This window comes from Sphingomonas sp. CFBP 8760 (assembly GCF_014841615.1).
Taxonomy (GTDB): Bacteria; Pseudomonadota; Alphaproteobacteria; order Sphingomonadales; family Sphingomonadaceae; genus Sphingomonas.
Window position 1 is genome coordinate 361,233 of sequence record NZ_JACYUG010000001.1, and the last position, 22,660, is coordinate 383,892.

General features: G+C 66.2%; 19 protein-coding genes. 6 read left to right on the forward strand and 13 right to left on the reverse strand.

Annotated elements, in window-relative coordinates; genetic code table 11:
- Positions 1-2 precede the first annotated feature (2 nt).
- Genes glgA through treA form a run of 4 tightly spaced genes read left to right on the forward strand, consistent with a single transcriptional unit; the run spans position 3 to position 6,482 of the window.
- Positions 3-1,481, forward strand: coding sequence for a glycogen synthase GlgA (gene glgA, locus IFT82_RS01720; RefSeq protein ID WP_192123785.1), 1,479 nt, complete (start codon positions 3-5; stop codon positions 1,479-1,481).
- Positions 1,478-3,091 carry an alpha-D-glucose phosphate-specific phosphoglucomutase gene (locus IFT82_RS01725; protein ID WP_192123787.1) on the forward strand — a complete coding sequence of 538 codons (1,614 nt, stop codon included), beginning with the start codon at positions 1,478-1,480 and terminating at the stop codon, positions 3,089-3,091. Before glgA ends, IFT82_RS01725 begins: the two co-directional genes overlap by 4 nt.
- A 44-nt stretch (positions 3,092-3,135) precedes the next feature.
- A complete protein-coding gene (glgX, locus tag IFT82_RS01730; RefSeq protein WP_192124295.1) occupies positions 3,136-4,965 on the forward strand; it encodes a glycogen debranching protein GlgX in 1,830 nt (609 codons plus the stop codon).
- A complete protein-coding gene (gene treA, locus IFT82_RS01735) occupies positions 4,962-6,482 on the forward strand; it encodes an alpha,alpha-trehalase TreA (RefSeq protein WP_192123789.1) in 1,521 nt (506 codons plus the stop codon). Before glgX ends, treA begins: the two co-directional genes overlap by 4 nt.
- A 4-nt stretch (positions 6,483-6,486) precedes the next feature.
- Here treA and cyoD read toward each other — a convergent pair whose 3' ends face one another.
- Genes cyoD through cyoA form a run of 4 tightly spaced genes read right to left on the reverse strand, consistent with a single transcriptional unit; the run spans position 6,487 to position 10,424 of the window.
- Positions 6,487-6,888, reverse strand: coding sequence for a cytochrome o ubiquinol oxidase subunit IV (gene cyoD / locus IFT82_RS01740; protein WP_192123791.1), 402 nt, complete (start codon positions 6,886-6,888; stop codon positions 6,487-6,489).
- Positions 6,885-7,520, reverse strand: coding sequence for a cytochrome (ubi)quinol oxidase subunit III (locus IFT82_RS01745; RefSeq protein ID WP_192123793.1), 636 nt, complete (start codon positions 7,518-7,520; stop codon positions 6,885-6,887). The genes cyoD and IFT82_RS01745 overlap by 4 nt, the downstream gene beginning before the upstream one ends.
- Positions 7,517-9,523: a cytochrome o ubiquinol oxidase subunit I gene (cyoB, locus tag IFT82_RS01750; protein ID WP_192123794.1), complete on the reverse strand. Its 2,007-nt coding sequence runs from the start codon at positions 9,521-9,523 to the stop codon at positions 7,517-7,519. The genes IFT82_RS01745 and cyoB overlap by 4 nt, the downstream gene beginning before the upstream one ends.
- Positions 9,513-10,424 carry a ubiquinol oxidase subunit II gene (cyoA, locus tag IFT82_RS01755; protein WP_192123797.1) on the reverse strand — a complete coding sequence of 304 codons (912 nt, stop codon included), beginning with the start codon at positions 10,422-10,424 and terminating at the stop codon, positions 9,513-9,515. Before cyoA ends, cyoB begins: the two co-directional genes overlap by 11 nt.
- 68 nt (positions 10,425-10,492) lie before the next feature.
- Between cyoA and IFT82_RS01760 the strand changes: the two genes are divergently transcribed.
- Positions 10,493-11,338: an HpcH/HpaI aldolase/citrate lyase family protein gene (locus IFT82_RS01760; protein WP_192123799.1), complete on the forward strand. Its 846-nt coding sequence runs from the start codon at positions 10,493-10,495 to the stop codon at positions 11,336-11,338.
- A gap of 152 nt (positions 11,339-11,490) precedes the next feature.
- Here the strand turns inward: IFT82_RS01760 and IFT82_RS01765 are convergent, their stop codons facing one another.
- The 7 genes from IFT82_RS01765 to IFT82_RS01795 all read right to left on the reverse strand — a co-directional run bounded on the left by IFT82_RS01765 (position 11,491) and on the right by IFT82_RS01795 (position 20,910).
- A complete protein-coding gene (locus IFT82_RS01765; protein ID WP_192123800.1) occupies positions 11,491-12,084 on the reverse strand; it encodes an ABC-type transport auxiliary lipoprotein family protein in 594 nt (197 codons plus the stop codon).
- Positions 12,085-12,092: 8 nt separating this feature from the next.
- Positions 12,093-13,055, reverse strand: coding sequence for an MlaD family protein (locus IFT82_RS01770; RefSeq protein ID WP_192123802.1), 963 nt, complete (start codon positions 13,053-13,055; stop codon positions 12,093-12,095).
- Positions 13,055-14,002 carry an ABC transporter ATP-binding protein gene (locus tag IFT82_RS01775; protein ID WP_192123804.1) on the reverse strand — a complete coding sequence of 316 codons (948 nt, stop codon included), beginning with the start codon at positions 14,000-14,002 and terminating at the stop codon, positions 13,055-13,057. The genes IFT82_RS01770 and IFT82_RS01775 overlap by 1 nt, the downstream gene beginning before the upstream one ends.
- Positions 14,002-15,099: an ABC transporter permease gene (locus IFT82_RS01780; protein WP_192123806.1), complete on the reverse strand. Its 1,098-nt coding sequence runs from the start codon at positions 15,097-15,099 to the stop codon at positions 14,002-14,004. Before IFT82_RS01780 ends, IFT82_RS01775 begins: the two co-directional genes overlap by 1 nt.
- 70 nt (positions 15,100-15,169) lie before the next feature.
- A complete protein-coding gene (locus IFT82_RS01785; protein ID WP_244646345.1) occupies positions 15,170-16,432 on the reverse strand; it encodes a DUF445 domain-containing protein in 1,263 nt (420 codons plus the stop codon).
- Positions 16,433-16,493: 61 nt separating this feature from the next.
- On the reverse strand, positions 16,494-19,712 hold the full coding sequence (locus IFT82_RS01790; protein WP_192123808.1) for an efflux RND transporter permease subunit: 3,219 nt from the start codon (positions 19,710-19,712) through the stop codon (positions 16,494-16,496).
- A 7-nt stretch (positions 19,713-19,719) separates the two neighbouring features.
- Positions 19,720-20,910: an efflux RND transporter periplasmic adaptor subunit gene (locus IFT82_RS01795; protein WP_192123810.1), complete on the reverse strand. Its 1,191-nt coding sequence runs from the start codon at positions 20,908-20,910 to the stop codon at positions 19,720-19,722.
- 222 nt (positions 20,911-21,132) lie between these two features.
- On the opposite strand from IFT82_RS01795, the gene IFT82_RS01800 reads away from it, so the two are divergent.
- Positions 21,133-21,828 (forward strand): SIMPL domain-containing protein, encoded by a 696-nt coding sequence (locus IFT82_RS01800; protein ID WP_244646347.1) that lies wholly within the window; start codon positions 21,133-21,135, stop codon positions 21,826-21,828.
- Positions 21,829-21,891: 63 nt separating this feature from the next.
- Here IFT82_RS01800 and IFT82_RS01805 read toward each other — a convergent pair whose 3' ends face one another.
- Both IFT82_RS01805 and sciP read right to left on the reverse strand, forming a co-directional pair.
- Positions 21,892-22,149, reverse strand: coding sequence for a GlsB/YeaQ/YmgE family stress response membrane protein (locus IFT82_RS01805; protein ID WP_192123814.1), 258 nt, complete (start codon positions 22,147-22,149; stop codon positions 21,892-21,894).
- A gap of 118 nt (positions 22,150-22,267) precedes the next feature.
- Positions 22,268-22,567 carry a CtrA inhibitor SciP gene (sciP, locus tag IFT82_RS01810; protein WP_192123816.1) on the reverse strand — a complete coding sequence of 100 codons (300 nt, stop codon included), beginning with the start codon at positions 22,565-22,567 and terminating at the stop codon, positions 22,268-22,270.
- Positions 22,568-22,660: the final 93 nt, after the last annotated feature.

Genomic DNA, 22,660 nt, shown 5'->3' on the forward strand with positions numbered 1-22,660 from the left:
CAATGCCGGCATTCCCCCCTCTCTCATCGGGAGGGGGATCGGCGACGCCGGTCCTGTCGCTCGCGTCCGAGGCCTATCCCCTCGTCAAGACCGGCGGACTGGCCGATGTCGTCGGCGCGCTGCCGGCGGCGCTGGCGGCGCATGGCTATCTGCTCACCACGCTGCTGCCGGGTTATCCGGCACTGGCACCGATGATCCGAGGGGGCCGCGAGGTATATCGATGGCCGGACCTGATCGGTGCCGAAGCACGATTGGTGGAGGCCAGCCTTGGCGAACACCCGCTGCTGATCCTCGACGCGCCCGCCCTGTTCGGCCGTGACGGCGGTCCCTATGGCGACAAGGACGGCCGCGATTGGGACGACAACTGGCGTCGCTTCGCCGCCCTTGCCCGCGTCGGAGCGGAAGTCGCGGGCGGGGTCGTACCGGGTTATCGTTTCCCGCTGCTCCATGCGCACGACTGGCAGGCGGGCCTTGCCCCTGCCTATGTCCGTGCCATGGATTTGCCGGTAAAGACGGTGATGACCGTCCATAACATCGCCTTCCAAGGGCGGTTCGACCTTAGCCTGTTCCCGGCACTCGGCCTGCCCGAGTGGATGGCGAGCATCCACGGCGTCGAATATTACGGCGCGCTCGGCTATCTGAAGGCGGGATTGCAGGCCGCCGATGCGATCACCACCGTGTCCCCCACCTATGCCCGCGAAATCCGCGATCCGGCATTCGGCATGGGACTGGAAGGGTTGATCGCCACGCGCACCGCCAGCGTCAGCGGCATCGTCAACGGCATCGATCCCGCCGTCTGGAGCCCCGCTGCCGATACCGCGCTGCCCGCGCGGTATACCGCCGCCACGCTGGACGATCGCGCCGCCAATCGCCCCGCGGTCGAGACGACGTTCGGACTGACGCCGGCGGACGGCCCGATCTTCACCGTCATCAGCCGGCTGACGTGGCAGAAGGGAATGGATGTCCTCGTCGACCTGCTCGACGATCTGGTCGCGAGCGGCGGGCGGCTTGCCTTGCTGGGTTCAGGCGACAAGTCGCTCGAAACGGCGTTCCTCGCCGCCGCCGCGCGGCACCCCGGTCGGATCGGCGTGCGGATCGGCTATGACGAGGCACTATCGCACCTGTTGCAGGGGGGGGCGGACGCGATCCTGATCCCGTCGCGGTTCGAGCCGTGCGGACTGACGCAGCTCTATGGCCTCGCCTATGGTTGCGTGCCCGTCGTCGCCCGTACCGGTGGCCTGGCCGATACCGTGATCGACGCGAACGAGGCGGCACTGGCCGCCGGGGTCGCGACCGGCATCGTCCATGACGGCGTCACGCCCGATGCACTGCGCCATGCGATCCGCCGCGCGATCGATCTCCACGCCCGCCCCGAGACATGGCGGAGGCTGCAACGCAACGGCATGGCGGCCGACTTCTCTTGGCGCGAGAGCGGACGGCGCTATGCTTCGCTCTATCACGACCTGATGGAGCCGGCATGATCCGCGACTATCCAACGACCCCCTATCCCGACCAGAAGCCCGGCACCTCCGGCCTTCGCAAGAAGGTCCGCATATTCCAACAGCCTAATTATGCGGAGAATTTCGTCCAGTCAGTGTTCGACGTCATCGACGGCAAGGACGGCGCGACGCTGGTGATCGGTGGCGACGGCCGCTTTCTGAACCGCGAGGTGATCCAAGTCGCGATTCGGATCGCCGCCGCGAACGGCTTCGCGCGGGCGATCGTCGGGCAAGGCGGCATCCTGTCGACGCCCGCCGCCAGCAACCTGATCCGCATCCGGGGCGCGCTGGGCGGCCTCGTCTTGTCGGCCAGCCACAATCCCGGCGGGCCGGACGAGGATTTCGGCATCAAGTACAACATCGCCAATGGCGGCCCCGCGCCGGAAAAGGTGACGGAGGCGCTGCACGCCCGCACGCTGACGATCGACCGCTGGCGTGCGGTGGAGGCGGACGACATCGACCTCGACGCGCCCGGCGAAGTCCGCGTTGGCGACATGATCGTGGAGATCGTCGATCCCGTTGCGGACTATGCCGCACTGATGGAGAAGTTGTTCGATTTCGATGCGATTCGCGCCGCGAAGCTGACGATGGCGTTCGATGCGATGAGCGCGGTCACCGGCCCCTACGCCACCGAAATCCTCGAACGCCGGCTGGGTTTCGCGCCCGGCACGGTCCGGAACGGCACGCCCCTACCCGATTTCGGCGGCCATCACCCGGACCCCAATCTGGTCCACGCGCACGCATTGTACGAGACGATGATGGCTGCGGACGCACCCGATTTCGGGGCGGCATCGGACGGGGACGGCGACCGCAACCTCATCATCGGGCGCGGCCGGTTCGTCACGCCGTCGGACAGTCTGGCGATGCTCGCCGCCAACGCGCATCTCGCGCCGGGGTACAAAGACGGACTGAAGGGCATTGCGCGATCGATGCCGACCAGCGCCGCCGCCGATCGTGTCGCCGCAAAACTCGGTATTCCCGCCTATGAGACGCCGACCGGCTGGAAGTTCTTCGGCAACCTGCTCGACGCCGGCATGGCGACGATCTGCGGCGAGGAAAGCGCGGGCACCGGTTCCGACCATGTCCGCGAGAAGGACGGGCTGTGGGCGGTGCTGCTCTGGCTCAACATTCTGGCCGCGACGGGCAAATCGGTGGATGCCATCGCGCGCGATCATTGGGCGACCTATGGCCGCAACTATTATGCCCGCCACGATTACGAAGGCGTGGAGAGCGAGCGGGCCGATGCGCTGATGGCGGAACTGCGTGGACGGCTGGCAACGCTGCCGGGCGAGCGGTTCGGTAGCCTGACCGTGGAGACGGCGGACGACTTCGCCTATCAGGATCCCACCGATGGCTCGGTCAGCCGCCATCAGGGTGTCCGCGTGCTGTTCGAAGGCGGCAGTCGCGTCGTGTTCCGCCTGTCGGGCACGGGGACGAGTGGTGCCACGTTGCGCGTCTATCTCGAACGGTTCGAACCAGACGCGATCGATGGCGACACCAATGCGATGCTGGAGGAGATCGTCACGGCGGCGGACGCCATCGCCGGCATCATCCGCCATACCGGACGCACCGGGCCCGACGTCGTCACGTGACGACGTCGCCGCGCGGCTGGCTGCGGCGGGTCGCCGACCTCGTCCTGCCAGCCGCCCCCTCCCCGCCCGACCGGACCTGCGGCGCCCATGTCCGGGGCGACGCGACCAGCTTCACGGTCAGGGCGCCCGCCGCCAGCGCCGTCACGCTGTGTCTGTTCGATGGCGCGGTCGAACGACAGGTGCCGATGGCCCGGGAAGGCGAGCGGTGGACCGTCACCATGCCCGGCATCGGCGCGGGCCAGCGTTACGGCTATCGGGCGACCGGCGTTCATGATCCCGCCGCCGGATACTGGTTCGATCCGGCCAAGCTGCTGGTCGATCCCTATGCGATCGAACTCGACCGACGCTTCGTCTATGATCCGGCACTGTCGCGATACGGGTTCGATACCGCGGCGTTGGTGCCCAAAGCGGTCGTCTGCGCGCCGTCCGATGCCGGCCCGCCGCCACCGCCGCTGTTCGCGCCCGGTGGCCTGATCTACGAACTCAACGTTCGCAGCTTCACCATGCGGCATCCGGATGTGCCCGCGGAACAGCGCGGTACCGTCGGCGCGCTGGCGCACCCCGCGATCATCGCCCATCTGCGGAAACTGGGGGTCGCGGCGGTCGAACTGATGCCGATCGTGGCATGGATCGACGAACGCCATCTGCCTCCGCTGGGGCTGACCAATGCATGGGGGTACAACCCTGTCGCCTTCATGGCGCTGGACCCGCGATTGTGCCCTGGCGGGGTTGCGGAACTGCGCGACACCATCGGGGCGTTGCGCGAAGCGGGGATCGGCGTGTTGCTCGATCTCGTCTTCAATCATACCGGGGAAAGCGACACGGGCGGGCCGACGCTCAGCCTGCGCGGGCTCGATCCCCTTTCCTATTCCCATGCGCCGGACGGATCGCTGGTCAACGACGCCGGTACCGGCAACACGCTCGATTTCGGACAGCCGCATGTCCGCGATCTGGCGATGACGGCGATGCGGCATTTCGCGATGCTGGGCGTCGACGGATTTCGCTTCGATCTTGCCCCGGTCATGGCGCGGTCACCGGGGTTCGACCCTGCCGCCCCGATCTTCACCGCGATCGCCGCCGATCCCGTGCTGGCAAGCCGGGTGATGATCGCGGAGCCATGGGATATCGGCCCCGGTGGCTATCAGCTGGGCCGATTTCCCGACAACTGGCTGGAATGGAACGACCGTTTCCGCGACGACGTCCGCCGGTTCTGGCGCGGCGACGGCACCGCCGGCACGCTTGCCACCCGCATCGCCGGGTCGTCCGACATCTTCACCGGCCCCCATATCCGCAGCGTCAACTTCGTCGCCGCGCATGACGGCTTCACCCTGGCCGACATGCTGGGCTTCGCCACCCGCCACAACCACGCCAATGGCGAAGACAATCGCGATGGCCATGCCGGCGAAATCTGCTGGAACAACGGCGTGGAGGGACCGAGCGATGATCCCGCCATCCGCGCCGCGCGTGACAGCGATGCCAGGGCGCTGCTTGCCACGTTGTTCGCCTCGCGCGGTACACCGATGCTGACGGCAGGTGACGAATTCGGCCGCAGCCAGCGCGGCAACAACAACGCCTATGCGCAGGATAACGAGACGACGTGGCTCGACTGGGCGAACCGCGATACCGCGCTGGAGGATTTCGTCGCCCGCCTGTCGCGGTTCCGGCGCGAGGGGCCTTTGGCCGATCAGGACTGGCTGACCGCCGCCGACTGGCGCGACATGACCGACCGGCCGATGACGCCGGATCGCTGGGCCGACACCGGCGGATTCCTGCTCCGCCTGCCGGCGGGTGACGACACCGTCTATATCCGTATCGACCGCGGCGAACGGCGGGTTACGCTGGCCCGCGCCATCCTTCTGGAGAGTCGACCTTGATCGCCCGCCTGATCCTCGCCGCCACCGCCCTGCTGACGGTCGCCGCGACACCGCTGTCGCCGGCACAGCGGTTTGGCCGACTATATCATGATGTGCAGATGCGGCGGCTGTTTCCCGACGGCAAGACCTTCGCGGATGCCGTGCCGAAGCGTTCGGATGCCCGCATCATCGCCGCCTATCGTCATTGCAGGTGCGGTAGCGATGCCGGTCTCCGCCGGTTCGTGCTGACGCATTTCACGCTGCCCGAAGCACCCGTCACCAAACTGCAGCCACGCCGCACCCTGACGCAGCATATCGACGAACTATGGCCGCAACTGACCCGTACCACCACCGATGTGCCCGCCGGATCGTCGGCGCTGACATTGCCGCGCCGCTATGTCGTACCGGGCGGGCGGTTCCGGGAGATGTACTACTGGGACAGCTGGTTCACGATGCTCGGCCTGCCTGCCGCCGGGCGACAGGATCTGGTCGAGGACATGGTGGTCGATTTCGGCAGCCTGATCGATCGATACGGCCACATCCCCAACGGCACCCGCACCTATTATCTCAGCCGGTCGCAACCCCCCTTCTTCTACCTGATCGCGGGACTGTCGCGCGATGCCGCCACGCTTGCCGTCCGCAACCGGCAATTGCGGACGGAACATGCATATTGGATGGCCGGCGCAAGCGCGCTTGCCCCCGGCACCGCGCAGGCACGTGCCGTTCGGTTGCCCGACGGGGCGCTGCTCAACCGGTATTGGGACGACCGGGATGACGCGCGCGACGAAAGCTACCGCGAGGATACCGAACTTGCGGATGCCACCCCCGGCCGGCCGCGGGGCGAACTGATGCGCGATCTGCGCGCGGCGGCGGAAAGCGGCTGGGACTTTTCCTCGCGCTGGCTGGGTGACGGCCGGACACTGGCGACGATCCGGACGACGCGACTGGTGCCGATCGACCTCAACAGCCTGATGGTGGGGATGGAACAGGCGATCGCCGCCAATTGCCGCACCTTGGGCGATGCGGCCTGCGCCGCCTCGTTCGATGCACGCGCCACCGCGCGGATCGCCGCCATCCGCCGGCACCTGTGGAACGGCCGGTTCTTTGCCGATCACGATCTCGATACCGGTCGCGCCAATGACAAGGTGACGGCGGCCATGGCGTTCCCGCTGTTCACCGGCGTCGCCACCCAGGATCAGGCCCGCCTCACCGCCCGTGCGCTCACCGCGTTGATCGGCGAAGGCGGCGTGCGGACCACGCCGGTCGCCTCGGGCCAGCAATGGGACGATCCCAATGGCTGGGCGCCGCTGCAATGGATCGCCTATCGCGGCCTGCGCCGGTACGGTGAGGACAGGCTGGCGATCCGCATCCGCACCGCGTGGCTGGCCACGGTAACCCGCGAATATGATGCGTCGGGCAAGCTGCTGGAAAAATACGATGTGGTCGATCGCCGGCCCGGCGGCGGCGGCGAATATCCCAATCAGGACGGGTTCGGCTGGACCAACGGCGTGACCCGCGCGATGCTGCTGGAGAAATGACGCGTCATCGCTGACGGGCCATCATCTCCTGCATCGGCATCAGATTGTGGTGCAGGTGATCCATGATCCACAGCGATCCGACCAACACCAGCACCACGATCAGGATACCGAACACCAGCGCCAGCGTGTTGTTGGTATTATCCGGCCCGGTGGTGATGTGGAGGAAGAAGACGAGGTGCACGCCCATCTGCGCCACCGCCAGCGCGATCAGCGCGACGGGAATGGCAGGCGCATAGATCAGGCCGCTGCGCGCCGCCGCGAATGACGCGACCGACAGCAATGCCGCCAGACCCAGCCCCACGAGATAACCCGTAAGCCCCGCCGCGACCGATTCAGGCTCGCCTTCCTCACCCGGCGCCTGATCGTCGCCGCGCGGCGTATCGTCGGGGTGGCGCGTATCGCTCATGCGGCGGTTCCCAGCAAATAGACGACGGTCAGCAACGCCACCCAGATGATGTCGAGGGCGTGCCAGAACAGGCTGAAACAGGCGATCCGGCGCCGGATATCCTCGCGAAACCCCTTCGCCCGCACTTGTGCCATCATCGTCGTCAGCCACAACAGCCCGAGAAAGACGTGGACGCCGTGACACCCGACCAGCGCGAAGAATGCCGACAGGAACGCGCTGCGCGATGGTCCGGCCCCCTCGCCGATCAGGTGCGTGAACTCGTACAGTTCCAGGCACAGGAACGCGGCGCCCAGCACGCCCGTCGTCGCCATCGCGATCTGGAACAGCCCGCGCCGGTCGGCGATCATCGCCAGTCCCGCCAGTCCGCACGCGAAGGACGACAACAGCAGCAGGGCCGTTTCCCACCCGACCAGCGTCAGGTCGAACAGATCGGCACCGCGCGGCCCGCCCGCCGTCTCGCCGACCAGCACCGCATAGGCGGCGAAGAACGCCGAGAACATGATGAAGTCGGACAGCAGGAAGATCCAGAAGCCGTAACCGACCACGATCCGTTTGGGCGCCGGGCCGCGCTGGTCGCCCGGTATCTCACCATGCCCCAGCTGATGCGGGTCGGCGGGTGCGGCGTTGCTCATGCCAGTGCCTCGTCGGGAACGCCCAGCAGATCGGCCTTGCCCTGACGGCGCAGGCGGTCACGGCGTTCCACCTCGTCACCGGCGATGGTGTATTCCGCCTCGTCACGCCAGGCAAAGACGACGAACGTCGCCCATGCGCCCAGGAAACCGACGATGACCAGCCACCAGATGTGCCAGACCAGTGCGAAGCCCATCGCGCTGGCGAAGAACGCAGTGACGATCCCGGTCGGTGAGTTACGCGGCATCTCGATGTCCCGGTAATCGGGTTTCTGCGACAAGGCCCGGTTTTCACGCGCGGTTGATTTCAGGCCCCAATAGGCTTCCTCGCCGCGCACATCGGGCAGGGTCGCGAAGTTGAAGATGGGCGGCGGCGAGGTCGTCGACCATTCCAGCGTGCGCCCATCCCAGGGATCGCCGCTGACATCGAGGCGGTCCTGCCGGGTACGGATCGATACGACGAACATGATGACCTGACAGCCGATACCGCACGCGATCAGCACCGCCCCCCCTGCCGCCGCGATCAGCCACGGCTGCCAGCCGGCGACGTCGTAATGGCCCAGCCGTCGCGTCATCCCCATCAGCCCCAACACGTATAACGGCATGAAGGCGAGGTAGAATCCCGACAGCCAGAACCAGAACGACCGCTTTCCCCATTTCTCGTCGAGCGTGAAGCCGAACGCCTTGGGCCACCAGTAGGTCAGCCCCGCGAAGGCGCCGAACAACACGCCGGGGATCACGATGTTATGGAAATGCGCGACGAGGAACAGCGAGTTGTGCAGCACGAAATCGGCCGGCGGCACCGCCAGCAGCACTCCCGTCATCCCGCCGATCACGAAGGTGACGATGAACCCCACCGACCACAGCATCATCGACGTATAGCGGATGCGCCCGCCATACATGGTGAAGATCCAGTTGAAGACCTTCACCCCGGTCGGCACCGCGATGATCATCGTCGAGATGCCGAAGAAGCCGTTGACGTCCGCCCCCGCCCCCATCGTGAAGAAATGGTGCAGCCACACCATGAACGACAACAGGCAGATCGCCATCGTCGCGAGGATCATCGATCGATAGCCGAACAGCGGCTTGCCGGAGAAGGTCGACACCACCTCGCTGAATATCCCGAACGCGGGCAGGATCAGGATATAGACCTCCGGGTGGCCCCACGCCCAGATCAGGTTCACGAACATCATCTGGTTGCCGCCCAGTTCGTTCGTGAAGAAGTGGAAACCCAGATACCGGTCCAGCGTCAGCATCGCCAGCGTCGCGGTCAGGATCGGAAAGGCGGCGACGATCAGCAGGTTGGTCGCTAGCGATGTCCAGCAGAACATCGGCATCCGGGTATAGCCCATGCCGGGCGCCCGCATCTTCAGGATGGTGGTGACCAGATTGACGCCGGACAGCAAGGTGCCGACCCCCGACACCTGCAACGCCCACAGGTAGTAATCGACACCCACCCCGGGGGAGAAGCTCAGTTCGCTGAGCGGTGGATACACCACCCAGCCCGTCTTCGCGAATTCACCGATGACGAGGCTGATGTTGACCAGCAACGCCCCCGCCGCCGTCAGCCAGAAACTGACCGAGTTCAGCGTCGGGAACGCCACGTCGCGAATGCCCAGTTGCAACGGCACCGCGAAATTCATCAGCCCGATCATGAACGGCATGGCGACGAAGAAGATCATCATCACGCCGTGGGCGGTGAATATCTGGTCGTAATGGTCGGGCGGCAGGTATCCGGGATTGCCATAGGCGATCGCCTGCTGCGCCCGCATCAACAGCGCATCGGAAAATCCGCGGAGCAGCATCACCGCGGCCAGGATGCAATACATCACCCCGATCCGCTTATGATCGACGCTGGTGATCCATTCGCGCCACAGATAGGGCATGTGCCCCGCCCGCCATGTCCAGCCGAGCAGGGCGAGGATACCCAGTCCCGCCAGCCCGAACGCGACCAACGGCAGCGGCTGTTCCCACGGAATGGAATCCCAGCCGAGTCTACCGAACATGATTGTCCTCCCGCCCCGACCGGGCTTCATCGTGCACGCCGACACCGGCATTGGCGACGATCCGGTCGTACAATCCCGGCATCACCGCGCGATAGGCGTGTGGCGCCACATCGACCGTCGGTCGCGACAACATGGCAAGACGTCGACCGTCCAGCGCCGGCCCGGCGGCCTTCGTGCGGGCCACCCAATCGGCGAACCGTGCGGGCGGCAACGCGTCGACCGAAAAGTCCATATCGGCGAAACCCTCGCCGCTATAATGCGCGGACAGACCGTGAAAGCGGCCGGGTTGATCGGCCTGCAGATGCAACCGCGAATCCATGCCCGACATCGCGTAAATCTGACTGCCGAGTTGCGGCACGAAGAAACTGTTCATCACGGTGCCGCTGGTGATCCGGAACGCGATCGGCGTGCCGGCCGGGATCACCAGGCGATTGACCGTCGCGATCCCCTGTTCCGGATAGATGAACAGCCATTTCCAGTCGAGCGCGACGACCTGCACCATCACTGGTTTCCGCTTGGACACCAGCGGCCGTTCCGGCGCGAGTTGATGGGTAGCGATCCATGTCAGCCCGGCGAGGAAGATGACGATCAACGCCGGCACCGACCAGACCAGCAGTTCGATGCGGCCAGAATACGACCAGGTTGGGCGATAGGTCGCCCGCTTGTTGCCGGCGCGGAACCACCAAGCAAAGGCGAGCGTCACGACGATCGTCGGCACCACGATCAGCATCATGATCGCCAGCGCGTTGAACAGGATGGTCCGCTCGCCCGCGGCGACCGGACCGGCTGGTGACAGGACACCGGGCGCACACGCGCCGAGCATCAGTGCTGCGGCCGGTGTCAGCGAACGGACAATCGCGCGTCGCGCACGTCGTCGGTCTTGTTCATCCCAGACAGCCATCAGGCCTGCCCCCTTTACGTACCCGACCGTCACTTCCCACCGGCAACGTCGAACGCTAGTCTGAAACCATGCGTCCGATCCGCCACCGCAGCGCCCTGTTCATGCCCGCGTCAAACGCACGGGCCCTGGAAAAGGCCCGTGACCTGCCTTGCGATATCGTGATTCTCGATCTGGAAGATGCCGTCGCACCCGAACGCAAGGTAGCGGCACGCACCGCGGCCCTCGCCGCCACGGCTGATGGCGGATTCGGAGATCGGGGATGCGTGATCCGCGTCAACGCCACGGGCACCGCGACGGGCAAAGATGACCTGACCGCCGTGGTCGGGAATGTCGTTGATGCGGTGCTGCTGCCCAAGGTCGACGGCGTTGCCGATCTGATCGACGCGCGCGCCCTGCTGGGGCCGACAATTCCGTTATGGGCGATGATCGAAACCGCGAAAGGGATCGTCGCGCTGCCGGACATCGCCAGGGCAGCCGGTAAACTGGGATTGAAGGCGCTGGTCGCGGGCACGAACGATCTGGCGCTCGACCTGCGCTGCCGCGTCGACGATCATCGCACTGCGCTCCTGCCGCATCTGGCCGCGATCGTCGCGGCCGCCCGGGCGGGCGGCATGATGGCGCTGGACGGGGTCCTGAATGCGATCGAGGACGAAGATCGGCTGGTTCGGGACTGTCTACAGGGGCGCGACTGGGGATTCGATGGCAAGACGCTGATCCATCCGTCGCAGATCGCGGCTGCCAATGCGACGTTCGGCCCGGATGCCACCGAAATCGCCTGGGCGGAACGGGTCGTCGCCATCTTTGCCGAACCCGCCCATGCAAATCGTGGTGCGGTGCGGATGGACGGCGCGATGGTGGAGCGGCTTCACCTTGCCGAAGCCGAACGGATATTGGCGCTGGCCGGGCCACGCTGACGATCCGCCTGTCGCTTTGACCAGTACGTAACGTTGGCATTACATCAGCGACGCCCACGACGTCTGACGGATAACAGCATACGTACGGTTCGCATCGCGCCAGCTGCGGTCGGGCAGCTCCGCCACCCGGTCAACACCCCCTGCCGCGCCGATTACTGTCCTACCCAGTCCGCCACCTGTTGCGCGACCTGATTGGCCGCCTGGTTCAGCGCCGGCCCGGTCGATGCCGCATCGATCGCACCGATGGGAACACGCGCCTCGAACCGGCGCTTTTCCGTGCCCGTGGCACCCGATCGGGTCAGCGCGCCATCGAACGTGACGACTGCCATGCGCGCATCGGCGTCGAGTCCGAAGTTGCGCAGTTCGCCGGCAAGCTGGTCGTTCGCCTCCGTCACCGCCTGAACCTGGCTCAACACCACGCGTCCGGTGCGTGCGGTCGTCATGTCCGACAGCAGCCGGGCAAACAGCCGGGCAGGCGGTTCGGCCCATTGCGCGTCCTTTACATAGGCGATGCTGGTCGTGCTGGTCTGGACCGGCACCCGCGTCGTGGCCAGCGACTGCGGCGTGACCGGCACCGCGATCACGATCGACTTCGCGGTCGCGCTGTTCTGCATCTGCCCGACCGGCAGGGCGGCGGTGCTGGTCAGCGTCAACAACGTATCGGGCGGCGTCGCACCGAAGCTGATGCATCCCGAAAGTGGCAGCGCGGCGATCAGCGCCATCGGCAGTAGAAGCGATCTTGTCATGGCGACCCTCACTTACCCTTATAGTCCGGCAGCTTCTGCTGCCCGATCAGCGAGCTGGCGCCCTGCTGGTCCACCTTTTCAGCCACCGACGACAGGGCCGCCGCGGTCACGCGCAGGTCGCGCACCAGCCTGTTCGCCTCCGGAACGGTCTGCCGCGAGAAGGTCTGGAGGCCGGGGCGAGCGTCGCCGATCGCGGCGTTCAGCGTGTCGGCGGATTTACGCGCGGAGTCGATCGCACCGTTCAGGTTGCGGATCGTCGGCTGGATGTCGTTCGCCAGCAATCCGTTGGTGGTCGCCGCCAGATTGCCGATCTGCTTCGACGCCTCACCGGCCTGCTGGATCGCGATGCGGGTCTGCGCCAGCGTTGCGGCGATTTCCGGTCCACGATCGGCCAGCGCATCGGTCAACCGATTGGTATTCTCCAATATCCCCGCGATCGATGCCTGATTTCGATCGGTCAGCAGTCCCGTCAGCCGTTCGGTCAGCGTGGACAGGCGTTCCAGCAACTGCGGCGCGGAATTCAGGATCGCCCCGATCCCGCCCTGCTTGGTCGCGATCACCGGCACGCCATACGGACATTGGGCGGGGTTGGGCGGATCGGGGCAGACGATCGGCTGTGCGCCCTTGCGCGCGCCGTCCAGCGAGACGGTGCTGGTGCCGGTGAAGCTGCCGACGACCGTCGCCGTCGTTCCCTGCAATACCGGCGTATCGTCGTTCACGCTGATACGGACGCGCACGAACTGCGGATCGTTCGCCCACAGCGCGATCTGCTTCACCTGTCCGGACGGCACGCCAGAATAAGTCACGACCGATCCACGCGCCAGGCCATCGACCGACTGGCGGAAGAAGATGTCGTATTCCTTCTCCTCCGCCCCGCCGACGCGGGCGATCCACACCGTGAACAAGGCGAGCATCGCGAGCAGGATCAGTACGACGGCACCGACCAATATGTGGTTAGAACGGGTTTCCATCAGCCTGTCCCTGTTGCCTTACGGCCTGTATCGTCGGTGGTCGGGGTAGCCCCGCGGGCGTGATCGTCGGCAAGCGTGCCCTGCGAACGGGTGTCGGTACGGTTCGTCGCGACCTCGGTCGGGTGGGCATCCGCCTCACGATCGGTGTCCTGCAACTCCTGCGTGGAGGCAGCGGCACGGCCGCGTGGGCCCTTGAAATACTCCTGGATCCAGGGCTGGTCGGTTTCGAGCAGTTCGTCGATCGTGCCGACCGCGATCACCCGCTTTTCCGCCAGTACCGCCACCCGATCACAGATCGCATACAGCGTATCAAGATCGTGAGTGATGAGGAAGACGGTCAGCCCCAGCGTCCGGCTCAACGACCGGATCAGCTCGTCGAACGCCGCCGCGCCGATCGGATCGAGTCCGGCGGTCGGTTCGTCCAGAAACAGCAATTCGGGATCGAGCGCCAAGGCCCGCGCCAGCCCGGCCCGCTTTTTCATGCCACCCGACAGTTCGGCAGGATATTTCGGACCGGCATCGGCAGGCAGGCCGGTCATCACCACCTTGTACGACGCGATCTCGTCGATCAACGATCGCGGCAGTTCGCGGTAGAATTCCCGAAGCGGCACCTGCACGTTTTCCGCCACCGTCAGCGTGGAAAACAAGGCGCCGCCCTGGAACAGCACGCCCCAGCGTTTGCGGATATCGGTCGCCTCGGTTTCGTCGCGACCGATCGTCGGCTCCCCGAACACCGTGATCTCACCGGTATCGGGCGTCTGAAGCCCGATGATCGAGCGCATCAGCACAGATTTGCCCGTACCCGATCCACCAACGACGCCGAGGATTTCGCCACGGCGAACCTGCAGGTCGAGATTGTCGTGAATCACCGACTCGCCGAAGCTGTTACGCAGCCCCTTCACCTCGACGATGATATCATCCGTGTTGCTGGCCCGGTCGTGCGGCATCAGTTCCACCCCACCCAGGTAAAGAACACCGCGAAGAACGCGTCCAGCACGATGACCAGGAAGATGCCCTGCACCACCGCGGAGGTGGTACGCAGACCGACCTGCTCCGCGTCCGCTTCCACCTGCATCCCTTGGAAACACCCGGCGATCGCAATGATGGCGCCGAATACGGGGGCCTTGATCAGGCCGACGTACAGGTCGGTGATCGGCACCACTTCGCGGATGCGGGCGACGAAGGTGACGGGCGGGATGCCCAGCGACACCGCGGCCAGGAAACAGCCACCCATGATCGCGACCATCGACGCATAGAAACCAAGGAGCGGCATCAGCACGATCGCCGCCAGCGTCCGCGGCAGCACCAGCGCCTCCATCGGCGACACGCCGATCGTGCGCATCGCGTCGATCTCCTCGGTAAGCTTCATCGTGCCGAGCTGCGCGGCGAACGCGGAGCCGGACCGGCCGGCGACCATGATCGCGGTCATCAGCACGCCCAGTTCACGCAGCGTCAACCGCCCGACGAGGTTGATGGTGAACACCTCCGCGCCGAATTGGCGCAACTGCACCGCACCCTGCTGGGCGATCACGATGCCGATCAGGAAACTCATCAGTCCGATGATGCCGAGCGATGCGACCCCGACCGTCTCGAACTCGTGCACCACCGAATTGAACCGGAACCGGCGCGGATGGCGGATGACCGACAGGAACGCGAGTGTCGTCGCCCCCAGGAAACCAAGCAATCCCAGCAGGGTACGGCCGGTCACGACCACCGCTTCGCCCACTTCGCCCAATACCCGGGTGAAACCGCTGCCGTGGCTGGGGCGCATCGCGACCTGCTGATCGGACTGGACCACCTGATCGAACAGCTGCTTCCCGTCCGGCTCCAGTCCTTCGACCGGCGCATCGTGACGGGCGGCGAAGCGGTGAACGACATAGGCGCCGACCGTGTCGATCCGGTCGACCCCGGACAGATCGACCCGTGCGACCTTGCCATCCACCTTGTCGAGACGATCGGGCAGTGATCCGAGCCGCGCCAGCGACAGATCACCCGAGAAGCGGATCACATCTCCGTCTGCGCTGAAATCTGCCGTGGCGGTCATCGTCCACACCATTGGGCGAAACCGGCAGCGACAGCAAGCGGCATGCAACCGCCCCCGGAAACATACCGTTTCACAGCATCACGTCGATCAAATGGATGGCCAGCCCTACCAGCCCGCCGACCACCGTGCCATTGATGCGGATAAACTGGAGATCCCGGCCGACCGCATTTTCCAACCTGTTGGTAATCGTCCGTTCGTCCCAGCCGCGCACGGTTTCCGATACCAGCCGCACGATCGCATCGCCGTAGCTGGCAGCGATGCCGACCACCGCCCGGCGGACGAAGCGATTGATCGACAGCGCCAGCCGACGATCGTCGCGCAAGGTGGCACCGATCTGATGCAGCACCTCTCCCAGTTGCCCGGTCATCGCCGCCTCCGGATCGCGGGCGATTCGCAGCAGGGCGGCGCGTGCCTGTTCCCACAGGCCATCCAGCCACCGCGCCATCGCCGGATTGGCGATCAGTTCTGCCTTTACCCGCTCGACCCGCTCACGCATCGCCGGATCGTGCTGGAGGTCCCAGGCCAGCCGGTCCAATCCTTCCTCCGCCTTCAAACGTAGCGGATGCGCGGGGTCGGCCGCCATCTCGACGAGCAGGTTGTTGAGTCCAGCGATCAGCTTGTCGGCGATGGTTTCGTCCAGCCCGGTCCAGCGCAGGATCGCGCCGGCCCGCTGATGGATCATCGCGCGCATCAATGGTTCGTTGCTGCCGAGTGCCGCGCCCGCCCATCGGATCGCCGCGTCCAGCACGGGCTGATGCCGCTCCTGCGCCATGGCCGCGTTAAGCAGTTGGCCGGCGATCGGCGACATCTCGGTCTGACGCAGGCGGTTGGCGACCGCGGCCTTGGCCATGCCGCCGAACCGCGTCGGATCGAGCGACTCCAGTACCTGCGCGACCATTCGCGACGCCCCCTGCCGAAAGCGTCCGCCCGCCCCCTCCGGCGGATCGGTCAGCCAGCGCGCCACGGCATTCGCCACGTCCAGCCGCCGCATCCGCCGCCCGACGACCCGCGGCACGAGGAAATTGGTACGCAGGAACAAGGCCAGCGTATCGCCGATGCGATCCTTGTTCTTGGGCACGATCGCGGTGTGCGGGATCGGCAGGCCGAGCGGATGGCGGAACAAGGCGGTCACCGCGAACCAGTCGGCCAATCCACCGACCATCGCCGCCTCGGCAAAGGCCCGCACGAAGCCCCAGGCCGGATGCGATGCCACCAGCGACCGGCTGACGAGGAACAGTATCGCCATCGCGATCAACAGGGCCGTCGCGACGCGCCGCATCCGCACCAGACCGGGGGGGGCCGTATCGAGAAGGCGCGCGCCGATCACTGTCATCCCCGTAACAATGACCGGCGGCGCGGATGGTTCATGTCGTGACGTTCGCCGCGACGCGCGATCATTCCGCCGGCTGGGTGCCGCCCTCGCGATAACCGATCGTGCCCGGCCCCCGGCCGATTCGCGTATCGCCGACCGGTCCCTCGATCACGGTCGCGCCATCGTCGCCCGGGCGGAAGGTGAGCAGGCGCCGCCCCAGACGACTGCCCATCCGGCTTTCGACCCCGACCGCCAGGCTGAATCCCGCCGGCACGATCAGCAACGTCAGCAGCGTCGACAGGATCAATCCGCCGATCACCGTCACGCTCATCGGCGCGCGGAACGATCCGTCGCCGGTCAGCGACAGCGCCGTCGGCACCATGCCGGCGACCATCGCCACCGTGGTCATCACGATCGGCAGCGCGCGCTTGTGCCCGGCATCGACGATCGCCTCGAATTTCGGCACGCCGTGGCTTATTTCCTCCAGCGCGAAATCGACCAGCAGGATCGAATTCTTGGCGACGATGCCGAGCAGCATCAGCAGCCCGATATAGACCGGCAGCGATACCGACATGCCCGCGATCCACAGCGCCACGCATGCCCCCAGCGGCGCCAGGAACAGCGATCCCAGATTGACGAACGGCGGCAGGAAACGGCGGTAGAGCAGCACCAGCACGGCAAACAGCAGGAAGAAGCCCGAGGTGACGGCGAGGATGATGTTGGTCACCAGCTCCGCCTGCGCCTTGGACTGTCCCACCGTCAGGCGGCTGACCCCGATCGGCATCGACGTGACGGCGGGCAGCGCCAGGATCTGCTTCATCGCATCGCCCTCGACGATGCCCGGCGCCAGATCGGCCCCGATCGTCAACTGACGTTGCTGGGCGATCCGGTCGACCTGCGTCGGCCCCGCGCCGAAGCCGATATCGGCCACCACCTTCAGCGGCACCGAGCCGCCATTCTGCGTGGTGACGGGCAGGTTCTCGATGCTCGACAGCTTTTCGCGCGCGCTTTCGGCAAGGGCGACACGGATCGGGATCTGCCGGTCGGACAACGAGAAGCGGGCGCTGTTCTGGTCGATATCGCCCAGCGTCGCGACGCGGATCGCATTGGACAACGCGCTGGTGGTGATGCCCAGATCGGCGGCAAGGTCCATGCGGGGCCGGATCACGATCTCCGGCCGTTGCAGCCCGCCCGCGGTGCGCGGCGCGCGCAGGATCGGCAGGCGACTCATCTGTTCGACGATCCGGTCCGCGGTCTGTTGCAACAGGATCGGATCGTCGCTGCCCAGCGTGATCTGGAGATCGCGGCTGGGCCCGCCCCAGCCATTCTGATTCTGGAACGACACGCGGGCATCGGGAATGGCGGCCAGCGTCGGCGTCAGCGCACGCTCGAACTCCACGCTGGTCTGCTGGCGATCCTCCGCCAGCGTCGCGGTCACGCGACCGGTGCCGACAAAGGCGCGTTGATAGACCGACATCACCGTGGGCTTCTGCGCCGACAGGATGCCGGCGACATTGCTGACGACGGCATTGGTCTGTTCCAGCGTCGACCCCGGCGGCAGTTCGACCAGTACCGTGCTGCGATCATTGTCGCGCTGCGGCTGGAATTCCTGCGGCAACAGCATGAAGATCGCGACCGTCGCGACCAGTGCCAGCACGCTGAATCCCATCACCCAGACACGGTGGTCGACCAGATGCCCCACCAGCCGCCGCCAGCCGCCCCGCGCCGCCAGCGTGCGCTGGCGCGACTGATCGAGCGTCCAGCGCAACACCTTCACGTAATTGCGCATCACCGGGCCATCCTCGGCGATCTCATGCCCGCCGGCCTTCATGAAATACGCCGCGATCATCGGCGTGATGAGGCGCGCCACCGCCAGGCTCATCAGCACGGCGGCGACCACGGTCAGCCCGAAATTCTTGAAAAACTGGCCCGACACCCCCGGCATCAGCGCCACCGGCAGGAACACCGCGACGATCGACATCGTCGTCGCCAGCACCGCCAGCCCGATCTCGTCCGCCGCGTCGATCGATGCCTGATAGGCGTTTTTGCCCATCCGCATGTGGCGGACGATGTTCTCGATCTCCACGATCGCATCGTCCACCAGCACGCCCGCCACCAGACTGAGCGCGAGCAGCGTCATGTTGTTGAGGCTGAACCCCAGCAGATCCATGAACCAGAAGGTCGGGATCGCCGATAGCGGGATCGCGAGCGCGGAGATGAACGTCGCCCGCCAGTCCCGCAGGAACAGGAACACGACGATCACTGCCAGCACCGCGCCCTCGATCATCGAGTCGATCGCGATCTCGTAATCGCGTTCGGTATAGGTGACGCTGGTCGACAGCAGCTTGAAGTGAACGGACGGATTGCGCTTTTCCAGCGCCGCCAGCTTCTGCTCCGCCTCGTGGAAGACGGTGACGTCGGATGCGCCCTTGGTGCGCGTAAAGCTGAACGACACCACCTGCCGGCCATCCACCGCCGCCGCCGATTTCTGTTCGGCATAGGCGTCGCGCACGTCGGCGATATCCGCCAGCCGCACCGTGCGGCCATTACCCAGCGAAATCTGCGTCTGCCCCAGTGCATAGGCATTCTTGGCATTGCCCAGCACGCGGACAGACTGTTCGGAGCCGGCGATCTCTGCCTTGCCGCCGGTGGCGTTCAGGTTCACCGCGCGCAGCTGCGCGTTCACCGCATTCGCGGTCAGGCCCTGCGCCTGCAGCTTGATGGGATCGAGGATGACGCGGATTTCGCGGCTGACGCCGCCGTTGCGCTCCACCGCCCCCAGCCCCGGCACCGACAGCAATTCCTTGCTGACCGTATCGTCGATATACCAGCTGAGCTGCTCCACCGTCATGTCGGTGGTCAGCGCGGAGAAGCTGGCGATGTCATTGTCGCTGGTGTCGACCCGGCCGATCTGCGGTTCCAGGATGCCGTCGGGCAGATCGCCGCGAATCTGCGTGATCGCGTCGCGCAGATCGTTGACCGCACGGTCGATGTCGGTACCCAGCTGCAGCTGCACGACGGTCTGCGAATTGCCTTCCTTCACGGTCGAGCGGATCTCGTCGATCCCGCGCAGGCTGCGGGCGGCGGCCTCGACGCGCTTGGTGACCTGCGTCTCCAGTTCGCTGGGCGCCGCGCCCGGCTGGCTGATCGCGACGAACGCGATGGGGAAATCGATATCCGGCTGCTGGTTGACGTCCATGCGCATGAAGCTGACGATCCCCGCCAGCGTCAGCGCCACGAACAACACGATCGGTACCACCGGGTTGCGGATCGACCATGCGGAGATGTTACGGAAGTTCATCGTACCATCATCCCTTCGCCGCGGCCGGCGGCGTCGCCCGCTTCAGCACGGGGTTCACCTTCTGCCCCGGGGACAGGAAAGCCCCGGCAGCCATCACCACGCGCTCGTTACCGGCCAGGCCATCCACCACCGAGACGCCGGCATCGGTGACCTGACCGACCGTCACGGCGCGCCGCGCCGCCCGGCTCTGGGCATCGATGATGTAGACGTAATTGCCCTTGCCGTCGCTTTGCACTGCGGATTCGGGCAGCAGCGGCACCGAACTGACCCCGCCGACCACCTGTGCGGAAGCAAAACCGCCGGGGCGCAGCGCCGGATCGTAGCGCAACGCGATCCGGGCGATGCCCTGTCGCGTCTGCGGATCGATCACCGGCGATACCTGCCATACCTCGCCGGTGAAGGATCGTGTGCTACCGACCGGCGTCACCACCGCGCGCGCACCGGCACGCAGGCCCTGAAGGTCCGCCTCGCTCATCTGCGCGCGCATCTCCATCTGGCCGCCCTGTGCCATGCGGAACAGCACACCGCTGCCCGAACTGACGATCTGGCCGGGTTCCGCCTGCCGGGTCAGGACCAGTCCGTCGGCCGGTGCGCGGATGTCGAGCCGGCCGTTGCGCGCGGTCGATTCGGCATAGCTGGCGCTGGCCACCTTCACCCGCGCCGCCGCCGCATCGCGCGTCGCGGTACGGCGCTGGAGATCGGCCTTTGAGATGAAACCGCGATCGACCAGCGTTGCCGCGCGGTCCAGTTCGGCCTGCGCCAGCGTCAGGTCCGCGCGGGCGACGCTGACCTGCGCGCCCAGCGCCGCCGCGGTCTGCGTCTGGACCGAACGGTCGACCGTCGCCAGCACCTGCCCGGCGCGCACCCACTGGCCGGGTTCGACCGCCACGCGGGTGATCATCCCGCCCTCGCCCGCCACGCCGACCGGCATCTCGCGCCGTGCCGCCAGCGTTCCCGTCGCGGCAATCCCGCGGTCGACGCTGGTCCGGCCGGGCACCACCACCGATACGCTGGGCAATTGTTCGCCACCGCTGGCAGCGGTGGCGGCCGGCGGCTGTTCGCCCCGCCGCGCGAACGCCCAGACGCCGGCGGCCAGCAGCAGCGCGATCACCGCCCCGATCACCCACCGCTTCCGGGACGATGTCGTCCCGTCCGCCGTCAGCTGACCTTGCGTGAACGAGCCCGTTTCGTAATTCATGCCGCCGCCATCCCCATCGCGCCCGACTTCAAGCGCACCCATCCGAGCTGTGTTATCGAAATAGATCACCCGGCTCAAGTCCTATACGGCCAAGCCGGCGCCGACGCTACCGATCCTGTTCAGCAACCGTTGTATCGCAACGCCCTAGGCGGCCACCAACCTTTTCCGGAGACTTTGATGAACCGCGTTGCCCCTTTCGCCGCTCTCACCGCCGTCGTGGCCATGGCTTCCCCCGTCGTGGCCCAGACCGGCCATACCGGCATCGCCCCGATGATTCCGGCCACGGGCACCGTCCTCGATGTCACGGCCGAGGGACGGACGACGCGGGTGCCAGATCTGGCGACGATCCGTGCCGGCACCGTCACGCAGGGTGCAACGGCGGCAAAGGCGATGGCCGACAATGCCGCCGCGATGGCCCGCGTGCTCGCCGCGGTGCGCAAGGCCGGGGTAGCTTCGCGCGATCTCGCCACCGCCACCGTGCAGTTGCAGCCGCAATATCGTTATGTCGAGAATCAGGCGCCGGTGGTCACGGGGTATCAGGCGACCAACAGCGTCTCGATCCGGTTTCGCGACATTGCCCGGTCGGGCGCGATCCTCGACGCGCTCGTCGGGGTCGGCGCGAATCAGATCGATGGACCGTCGCTATCGGTCGGCGAACCCGATGCCGCCCTGGACGAGGCACGCGCCGATGCGGTGAAGCGCGCCCGTGCCCGCGCTGACTTATATGCCCGCGCTGCCGGGCTGCGGGTGATCCGCATGATCTCCGTCGCAGAGGCTGGACAGGATGCCGGTGGCCCGGATCGCCCCCCCGTGATGTTCGCCCGGATAGCCAAGGCGGATGCCGCGCCCACCGAAATCGCGCCGGGCGAGAAGGACATCACCGCCACGCTTCAGGTCCGCTTCCTGCTCGACCAGTAACGACGAAAGGGCCGCCCGGTCGCCCGGACGGCCCTTTTCAGAAATCGTCTGACGATGGTTGGATTAACGCACCCGACCGCGACGAACGAGGTTCACGATCGCCAGCAGGATGATGGCACCCAGCAGCGACACGAGGAACGAGGTGATGTTCAGTGGCGCGTTGTTGATCGACCCGCCCGAGATGATCAGGCCACCCAGAAACGCACCGACGATGCCGACGATGATGTTCAGGAAAATGCCCTGCTGCGCATCGGTGCGCATGATGATGCTGGCGAGCCAGCCGATGACGCCGCCGATGACCAACCAGATGATAAGGCCCATGTTCCAGTCCCTCCGTTGTGCCCGCGACCGGAGCGGGCGATGGGGAGGTAACTGTGTGCGGACTATCTTGTTCCGGCACCGGATCGATTGTTACCGGCCCGGTAACCGGAAACGAGACTCAATATTTGAGCTGACGTTCGTATAATGAGCGGTAATGCTGGATCCGCGTGACCCGCAATCCCGGCATTCCGGAGCGGTCGATCGCCCGCTGCCAACCGGCAAATTCCTCGGCCGTCAGATTGTAGCGCTCGCATACCTCGTCGACGGACAGCAGCCCGCCATTGACCGCCGCGACCACCTCCGCCTTGCGGCGCACGACCCAGCGGGTGGTGGACGGCGGCGGCAGCGTTTCGACCGTCAGCGGCTCGCCGAGCGGACCGATGACTTTCGCGGGACGGATCTTCTGGTTCTGGATCATGGTCAACCTCTATCGGGGCTTCTGCCCCTCTCGATACGCGTTTCGACGGTATGGACGATGCTGTTGAAGATCGGCTGAAACGCCGCGGTAAAT